Origin of the sequence: Desulfosporosinus cupriresistens, from assembly GCF_001707885.1 — a bacterium.
Taxonomy (GTDB): domain Bacteria; phylum Bacillota; class Desulfitobacteriia; order Desulfitobacteriales; family Desulfitobacteriaceae; genus Desulfosporosinus.
This window is the reverse complement of the sequence record NZ_MASS01000026.1, coordinates 46567-55621: the sequence shown is the minus strand read 5'-3', so window position 1 is coordinate 55621 and position 9055 is coordinate 46567. Positions and strand designations below refer to the sequence as shown.

6 protein-coding genes are annotated in these 9055 nt (G+C 41.7%); all 6 read left to right on the top strand.

Annotated features, from left to right (window positions below; all coding sequences use genetic code 11):
• Nucleotides 1–341: 341 nt before the first annotated feature.
• The 6 genes from DSBG_RS11915 to DSBG_RS11890 all read left to right on the top strand — a co-directional run bounded on the left by DSBG_RS11915 (nt 342) and on the right by DSBG_RS11890 (nt 9047).
• The gene (locus DSBG_RS11915; RefSeq protein ID WP_068964550.1) at nt 342–698 is read left to right on the top strand and encodes a YraN family protein; all 357 of its coding nucleotides are present in this window, start codon (nt 342–344) and stop codon (nt 696–698) included.
• Nucleotides 699–816: 118 nt separating this feature from the next.
• Nucleotides 817–1506: a response regulator transcription factor gene (locus tag DSBG_RS11910; protein ID WP_068964549.1), complete on the top strand. Its 690-nt coding sequence runs from the start codon at nt 817–819 to the stop codon at nt 1504–1506.
• Complete coding sequence (locus DSBG_RS11905; protein ID WP_068964548.1) at nt 1506–3329, top strand: ATP-binding protein; 1824 nt, start codon at nt 1506–1508, stop codon at nt 3327–3329. Before DSBG_RS11910 ends, DSBG_RS11905 begins: the two co-directional genes overlap by 1 nt.
• Before the next feature lie 81 nt (nt 3330–3410).
• Nucleotides 3411–4970, top strand: a complete 1560-nt coding sequence (locus DSBG_RS11900; protein ID WP_141694300.1) for a YifB family Mg chelatase-like AAA ATPase — start codon at nt 3411–3413, stop codon at nt 4968–4970.
• A gap of 337 nt (nt 4971–5307) precedes the next feature.
• Nucleotides 5308–7497, top strand: coding sequence for a YcdB/YcdC domain-containing protein (locus DSBG_RS11895; RefSeq protein WP_083236838.1), 2190 nt, complete (start codon nt 5308–5310; stop codon nt 7495–7497).
• 320 nt (nt 7498–7817) lie between these two features.
• The gene (locus tag DSBG_RS11890; protein ID WP_068964545.1) at nt 7818–9047 is read left to right on the top strand and encodes a polysaccharide deacetylase family protein; all 1230 of its coding nucleotides are present in this window, start codon (nt 7818–7820) and stop codon (nt 9045–9047) included.
• Nucleotides 9048–9055: the final 8 nt, after the last annotated feature.

The window sequence follows — 9055 nt, the reverse complement described above, 5'->3', positions numbered from 1 at the left end:
CTATAATAGAACAAACGTCTTAGACAATACAAAAAGGGGCTGTAACTAAACTTGTTATATAAAGTTTGTTACGACCCCTTTTTTGTTCAAAAGTTTATGTCAGCCTAAGGATTGATAATATGCTGAATAATCATCATTCTTTAAGCAGATGTAATTTGAACTTTAGCCAGAGATTTTAGTTGTTGTAACCCCTAATTGTAGGAATATTAGAAAAATCAACGATCTGGTGATATAGTTAAACTAGTTTTTTCGAATTGTAAAGTAATATGTAAAATGCATCAATCATAAGGGAGTACAATAGAAAAAGGAGTACAGAAGAAAAAGGAGTTGTCTGAATTTCAGTGGAGAATAAACAGTCCTTGGGAAAATCAGGCGAAGAATTTGCAGCGCGTTTAGTAACGGAATCAGGGTTATACATAATTCAGAAAAACTATCGGTGTCCTAAAGGGGAAATGGATATTATAGCCCGAGACAGGAAAGTATTGGTATTTATTGAGGTGCGCACTCGACGGTCTGCCTTTAGAGGATGGGGGGAGGAAAGTATAACGCCTCAAAAGGCACAACGCTTACAAGCAATTGCCTCGTACTATGTGTTGCAACAGGGGTATAAAAGCTGGCCAGGACTGAGATTTGATGTGGTTGCGATACGATGGATTGATAAAAACCCTGAGGTAAAATGGATTAAAGCGGCATTATAAATAATCTTTAGTCTTTCATCACAAATTAGTCATGATTGAATGGTAAACTTATTGCAGGGAGATAATTTATGCGATTTTTCCAAAAAACAAATTCAGAGTGGTCATAGGGGGGAAGAAATTGGATCCGATTTTAATTGTAGACGATGAAGAGAAAATCAGGAAGTTAGTTCGTTTGTATCTAGAAAAGGAAGGTTTTGAAGTTGAGGAAGCTGAGGATGGCCGTGTCGCTTTGGAAAAGTTTCGGGCAGGACAATTTTCACTTCTAATCGTGGATCTTATGATGCCTGATATCGACGGTTGGCGTGTTTGTCGCGATATTCGTGAGAGTTCAGCCCTGCCGATTATTATGTTAACGGCACGTGGGGAAGAGTTTGATCGTGTCCTAGGTCTCGAATTAGGTGCAGATGATTATTTAGTTAAACCATTTAGTACTAAAGAATTAGTTGCTCGAGTTAAAGCGCTTTTGCGTCGTTCCACAGGTCAACTTCACCCGGTAACTTCGGAGATAACGGCCGGGAAACTCTGTATCGACAAAGAGCGACATCGTGTTAGCATTGGTGACGAAGTTATTAATTTAACTCCGCTGGAATTTGATCTACTATATTTTTTAGCGAAGAATCGAGGGCGAGTTTTCACACGAGAACAGCTAATGGAAACCGTTTGGGGCTATGATTTTTATGGAGATGCTCGTACGGTGGATACGCATGTCAAAAAGTTACGAGAAAAACTAACTCCTCCAGATATTAAGGGAATGTTAGTTACCGTATGGGGTGTGGGATATAAATTTGATCCCGATCTAGTGCATTAATGAATACAAAAGTGCGTAATTCATGGTCGATTTCAATAAAACTGTGGTTAGCTATGACGCTCCTGACTCTTGCTGTTCTGGGAGGGTTAGGGCTCACGATTACTTGGCTATTTGGGGATTTTTATCTGCAACAGAAGTTAGATTCGCTTAAGACTGAGGCGACAGAAATATCAACTCAATTGGCGGCTATTCCAAGTTGGAGTGAACGGTTAAGCCTATTAGCAACGTTTAAGTTAACTTCTGGGACACAATTAGTACTACTTGATCCACAAGGAAATATTTTAGTGATAGCGGGTTCAAGCTCTCATACACCTCAAGTTCTGCAAGGCGGTATAGGAAGAGACCTTGGAGGACTTATTGGAGGGTGGTCGCGGAACTTGCGACCATCTGACTTTTTTACGGATCAGGATTTGGCACTCGTTCTCTCTGGACAAACTATTAGGATTAATGCCTCACAGGTTAACAGTGGAGGACAGACAATGTTACTTGCTGCCACGCCCGTCGGTTCAAAACCGGTCCAAGGAGTTGTGTTATTAGGGAGCTCTCCCATACCAATTCAAGAGAGTATAGCGACATTTCGCTGGCTTATTCTCTACGCTTCATTAATCGCTGTTTTCTTGGCCACAGTGGTAAGCCTAATTTTTGCAAGACAGGTCACGAGGCCCCTTGCTTTAATGCAGCGAGGAGCGACGCGCATGGCAAACGGAGACTTTCTCCCCATTCAAGGAGTGACGAGTCAAGATGAGATCGGAGAGTTGGCCGAGTCGCTGAATTCTATGGGAGAAAGTTTGAAAAACCACATGGAATGGCTTTCACAGGAGAAAAATCTACTTCAAGGGATAGTGGAAAGCATCAGTGATGCCGTTATCATGTTGAATTGCGATGGATTAATTCTTTATGCAAATGATTCAGCTAAAGCATTATGGCAAGAAAATGAAACCGATCTTCAGGAACGAAAGACCCAAATTGTTAACTTCCTTCAAACAATAACCCAAAATACTGATCAGATTGAAAACTATGCAACGATTACTCTCGGAATTCAGATTCTGCAGGTGGTTATGGCTCCTATGGCGGAGACTGAGAGGATTCGCGGCCATGTTGCAGTCCTGCGCGATGTAACAGCGTCTTTGCGGGCGGAAAAAGCACGACGCGAGTTTTTGGCGAGTGTCACGCATGAGCTTAGGACCCCACTTCACCTAATTCAAGGGTACTTGGAGGCAATTCAGGACGACGTGATACCGGAACATCAACAAGGTGAACACATTGAATTAGTCTTGGAAGAAGCCAAACGCTTAGCTCGTTTAGTTAAGGATCTACAAGATATTAATTGGCTCGAACGTGGACAAAGTATGCAACGAGTTTCTATTGAGCTGGAAGGCTTCATGAGTGATTTGGAGCAACGTTTTCAAGGGCGCGCACAGGAGTTGGGTATAAATCTGGAGATTTCGCAAGGGTCAGGCGAAATATTTGCGGATCCTGATCGGCTCTTACAAGTCTTTATAAATTTATTAGACAACGCAATGAGTCATACTCGCTGCGGAAAAACTGTCCGAGTTTTTCTTGAGGAAGAAGTAAATCAGGTTCGATTTGCTGTCCAAGATGAAGGGGAAGGGATCCCTAAAGAAGCTTTGCCCTACATCTTTGATCGTTTCTTCAGGGTCAATAAAGCAAGGTGTCGAAAAGATGGTGGAATGGGCTTAGGTCTAGCTATAGTGCGACAGATTGTAGAAGCACACGGAGGGCTGATAAAAGTTGAAAGCGATATGGGAATAGGAACGATTTTCTGGATAACTCTTCCACGTAACCCGATAATTAGTTGCTAGAACAATTAATCCATATTTTCATTAATATGGAAGGAATATAGAGCGTTGCAGCGAACATTCTAACCAATGGGAGGGGATGGAATGTACGCTGCAGTATATGGAATGACAGTTATTGGGTTGCAAGCACACTTAATTCGTGTTGAAGTTGACGTGTCAAACGGTCTGCCAAGTTTTGAGATTGTCGGGTTAGCCACGACGGCGGTGAGAGAGGCTAGAGACAGAGTTCGCTCAGCAATTCGAAACTCTGGTTACCAATTCCCCTTACAACGGGTAACCGTTAATTTGGCACCCGCTGATCTACGCAAAGCAGGATCAGGTCTCGATTTGCCGATTGCGATAGGGATTTTGGCAGCGACAGAACAATGCTTATGCTCTACCCTTATTCAATATGTTTTCACCGGCGAATTATCCCTGGAGGGGACACTTCGTCCAGTACCGGGGGTATTGACAATGGCTATCGGATTAGACCGAGAGCATAATAAACATTCAGCGGGGGAGAGAGTCGCTGAATGTTTATGTCTGATTGTTCCTCCCGATAATTTAGCTGAAGCTCGTCTTGTGACTGGTCTTGAAGCGCATAGCATCTCTACATTGAGGAGAATTACTCAGGCACTTGAAAAAACGAGTGACTTTGAAGATGAAATGTTATCTCAACATCCTCAGTCTCAAGTATATAATAGCAGCCAAGTGGATTGGACCGATATTCATGGCCAACAACATGCCAAAAGAGCTTTGGAGATCGCAGCAGCGGGCGGTCACAATGTTGTTTTGGTTGGGCCTCCAGGATCAGGTAAGACCCTCCTGGCCAAGGCATATTCAGGCATACTTCCCCAATTAAGCGAGCAGGAAAGTATAGAAGTTACGCAGCTCTACAGCGTTTGTGGGTTACTAAATTGTAATGGTTCCCTGGTTCAACATCGTCCTTTTCGCAGTCCTCACCATACTATTACTAAGGTGGGGATGATTGGAGGAGGGCGTGATTTGCGTCCGGGTGAATTAAGTCTTGCAAATTATGGTGTCTTGTTTTTGGATGAGTTACCTGAGTTTGCTCGAGAAGTTTTAGAGTGTCTCCGCCAACCATTGGAAGATCGAGAATTGACGATAACTCGTCAATCAGGCAGTATTACCTATCCCGCTCATGTCAGTGTCATTGCCAGTATGAACCCTTGCCCCTGTGGTTTTTTTGGCGATCAGGGACGAGCGTGCCATTGCACACCTATGCAAATTCAAAATTATCGAGGAAGAATTTCTGGCCCACTCTTAGATCGTTTTGATATGCATATCGAGGTTCCAAGGCTGAATTACTCGGAGTTAAAGAGCAGCAATGACAAAGTTCCCTCCAGTGTGGTTAGGGAACGAGTGATGGCAACCCGTCAGAGACAATGGGCTCGGTTAGGATCAGGCAAAACCAATGCAGAAATGACAGCTAAAGAAACGAAGGAATTTGGTAAGTTGACTCCAAATGGAGAGTCACTGTTACAAAGGATATTTGATAGCCAACATCTTAGTGCCCGCGCTCATGATCGAATTTTAAGGGTTGCGCGCACGATTGCTGATCTAGGTGGTTCTTCGGATATTCTTCCAGAGCATCTAGCTGAAGCAATACAATTTCGTGCTTTGGATAAACGGTTACTGATATAATCTTAAAGAAAATGAACCTCGGAGGACCGAGGTTCATTTTTTGTGACTAATGCGCTAGTGACTGCAGCATTTAAAGAAATACAAATACCAATATATGTAAATTAACAAAATCAAAAGAAGGAATATTTTGGTAAATAAAGAATATAAAGTACTTATAGGCAGTGTTAATAAAATGGTTTTTCTATATTTCTTTAATTTAGTAACTAAAGAGAGGGGATGGATTAACTGCTCTAAGTTTACGGAACGTTGTTTAGTTGATTGTATTCTTCTAGAGTAGCCTACTAACAAGGTCAAGGTGAGAAAGGATCGATGGAAATTGTTGAGGAAAATACGTGCTTTGAATAGTCTAGTTGTGTTTATGTTCCTTATACAATTCGCAGTTTATCCTGCAAATGTTTTTGGAATTGAAAAAGAAACAAAAGTGGTTGGTTCTACTCCAGCTAAAATTACAATTACGACAGATCAGGCTGTTCAGCTGGTCAAAGATAACTTTACGATTCCGACAAAATACACACGACTGTCTACAGGATATAATGATTATAACAATCGGGCGACCTATTCGCTCAATTGGAATTCAGTCGACCAACCAAGCGGGAGTTTTAATGCTCAGGTGGATGCTACAACTGGAGAAATCATCAATGTCAGCCAATGGGATGGACCGTTTCAATCGGCATTTAGACTACCTGTTTTATCTGAAGGGGAAGCTGAGAAAATAGCTACTGCTTTGGTCACTAAATTAGTTAGCAAACATCAAACGGAAATGCAACTTGTAAAAGAGGAGCAACAAGGTTTTGTATTAGATAATGCTCAACCTTTTACCTACAATTTTCACTGGATTCGCTTTGTTAATGGTATACCTTTTCCCGGCAATGGTCTGAACGTTGATGTCAGTGGAGATGATGGGGCGATTAAAAATTATAACTTGAATTGGACTGAGGATCTCGTTTTTCCTGAGGCAAAGAACGTTATATTACCAGAAAAAGCTCTTCAGGTTTTTATGGGCACCCCGATGCTCGAATTGCAGTATTACATACCTCAAATGATGGACCCTCAAAGCCAAGCCCCTCAACGTGCGCTACTAGTGTATCAGTTGTCTAATAAATACTGCGGAGGAGCTATCGATGCTCTGAGTGGGAAGCCGGTGACGCTTGGTGCGCAGGAGGGGGCTAATCAAACTATGGCAGGAGCAAGTACTGTTTCCGCAGGAATACCCACAGAAGCGATGTCTCTAGAAATCACAACGCCCGGTCAAAATACTTCAGAGGCTACCCAAATATCTAGAGATGAAGCAGTCGAGATTGTTAAGAAAATTGTTGACATACCTAGTGATCTCGTCTTACGAGGTTCTAACCTGAATCCAGATTGGCAAAACCCTAATGAACAAGTCTGGAATTTGGATTGGAACAATCAGTCTAGTAATATGGGTGAATTTAGCTTTATAAATGCACGTGTGAATGCCAAAACAGGAGATTTTGTCGGTTTTGGTATGTCAAGTCCAGCAAACTCAGGAGATAAGTCTAATCCACTTAGTCGTGCAAGTGCTCAGAAATTAGCCGAGGGCTTTCTCCAACGCGTACAGCCAGATCGGTTTAAGCTTGTTGAATTGGACACCGAGAACTTCTCTGGTGGAGGAACATCTGAAACTATTCAGAATTTCCATTATGTAAGGTTAGTTAATGGTCTTCCTGTTTCACGCAATGGAATGGATCTAACTGTCGATGCAGTCGCAAAACAAGTGATTAATTATAATCTGAACTGGTCAGATCTTAATTTTTCAAGCCCTTTGAATGTGCTCTCTCTTAATCAAGCGACAGAACGATTCTTACACAGACGTCCGCTGGTATTGAATTATTCTCAAGTTTTTCATCAAAACGGACAACAGGAAGTTCGACTAGTCTATCAACCTAATACAGACAACAATATGTACATTTCTGGAATGTTGGATGCGCAAACTGGTGAACCAGTGGATTGGTATGGAAAATTACAATCTCAATGGGCTCTCTCTCATCACTTTACGGATATTCAGGGAAATTTCGCGGAAAAAGAAATAAGTATTATGGGCCTTGCTGGAGCATTCGAGGAATATGGTGATTGCTTCCATCCGGATGAAAAACTCACCGTTGGATCGCTCTTACGGGCTATGTTAATCGCAGGAGGAAATGGTCGGGATCGGGATCTAAGCGATCAAGATATTCTGAAGATTGCCAAAGATCGTAACTGGCTTCAGGAGGATTTGAAACTAGGTTCTTATATAGACAGAGCATCTCTGTCCAAATTTATGATTCGGCTGATTAATATGGAGGCATCCGCTCAGATTAAAGGAATTTATAGTGTTCCGTTTGTTGATGCTAAGATAATTCAATCGGATTCATTAGGTTATATTGCTTTGGCTTGGGGGCTGGGGATTCTAAGTATTGAGGGAGATTACGTGCAGCCGGATAAGACGGTAACAAGAGCAGAAGCTGCTTACGCTTTAGTTCATACCTATGCGGTTGAGCTTCCAAAGAATTACTATATGAAATGGTAACATGCTCTGTTCTATTTGGTAAGAATCTTCTTTAACATGTAAATTCAAAATCGATTGGCTAACCGATTGTTGAGGTTGGTTTGGTTGTGAAAATGTGGATGACTGAGTAATAATCTGAATTCTCATCTAAAAAATATAAATAGTTAAGAAAATATAAGAAAGACCGCGATGTCGGTCTTTCTTATATTTTCTTAACTATTTTGTAACTATTATTAAGAACTTTGTAAAAAAATATTGAGTTATAAAGTGTAATGTAGAAGTATCACGATTCAAGTCTTTTTAGAAGTTGAGAGAAGATGCGGAGAAAAAGGAGAGAGAGCATGTCTAGAATGAAATTAGTAAGCACTACGATATTTACGGTGTGCTTTCTTAGTTTTAGTGCCTTGCTTGTCGGAGTATTTCCGTATTGGAGCATGGCTACACAACCAATAATTCTGCAGTACGATGCGATGTCGTTGAGTAAGGATCTAAAGTCTATGTCCGCCAGTCCAACAGCCACAAATCAGGTAACTGAGACGGCTCCAAATTTTTCACAATCTAATAATGGGGAGTCTTTAACCACAGAATCTTCATCCCAAACTGGCAAAGGCCAGTTGTTACCTGAAGGGGCTCAAACTCGTATAGAGGAAACTCAGACTCAAACAAAGGAATCCCAAACTCAATCAGAGAGTACCAAGGCCCAAAATGAAAGGGCTCAGTCCCAATCTTCAGTCACGAGTTCATCGTCTCCGGTTGAGAATTCTGAGATGCAAACCACCAAGACTCAATCAGTAACAGGGCTACAAGTCCCAGTGATGTTCGTGGATTTGTTGCCTACTCCATCCCCAGGATCTCCGGGAACGCCCATTCATTCCTATTACGATGCTGCTGGAAATCCTCCTACGGCACCAGGCTTAGCTATGCGTCCACGTCAATTCCAGCCTGAACCTGAGAAAGTAGCTTATTTGACCTTTGACGATGGCCCATACCCCAGCACAACTCCCAAGATTCTCGCTATTTTAGCAAAAGAAAATGTTAAAGCCACTTTCTTTGATGTTGGTCAGCAAGTTGAACTTAATCCAGATTTATTAAAGGCAGAATATTTACAGGGGAATGCGATTGGTAACCATACATATTCCCATATTATGGCCGAAGTGTATAAGGGGTCAGAGCCATTTTTATCGGATGTGAAGAAAGCAGAGGATATAATTTATAATACTATTGGAATTCGTCCACAAATAATTCGTGCCCCAGGTGGAACCGTAGGTCATTTTAATATTAATTATTTTAACGCTGTAGATGAAGCAGGCTATCTAATGGAGGACTGGAACATTGACTCAGGGGATACTGATGCCAGTTTAGTACCAGAAAATCTGTTAATCCATAATATTGAACAACAAACGCAAGGGAAAACCCGGGTGATTATTTTGATGCATGATCTTGCTGGTAAAAATACGACAATTCAAGCGCTCCCCACTATTATTGGCCTGTTAAAAAAACAAGGTTTTACATTTGGAGTATTGGGCCCTCATGTTCGGCCTATTGTCTTTCCTGAGGGCTTGCATAATTAAGGTAACAG

Bases quoted from the DNA above. Each gene is read 5' to 3' on its own strand.
- DSBG_RS11905 (WP_068964548.1), top strand. From the start codon at position 1,506: ATGAATACAAAAGTGCGTAATTCATGGTCGATTTCAATAAAACTGTGG.
- DSBG_RS11890 (WP_068964545.1), top strand. From the start codon at position 7,818: ATGTCTAGAATGAAATTAGTAAGCACTACGATATTTACGGTGTGCTTT.
- DSBG_RS11900 (WP_141694300.1), top strand. From the start codon at position 3,411: ATGTACGCTGCAGTATATGGAATGACAGTTATTGGGTTGCAAGCACAC.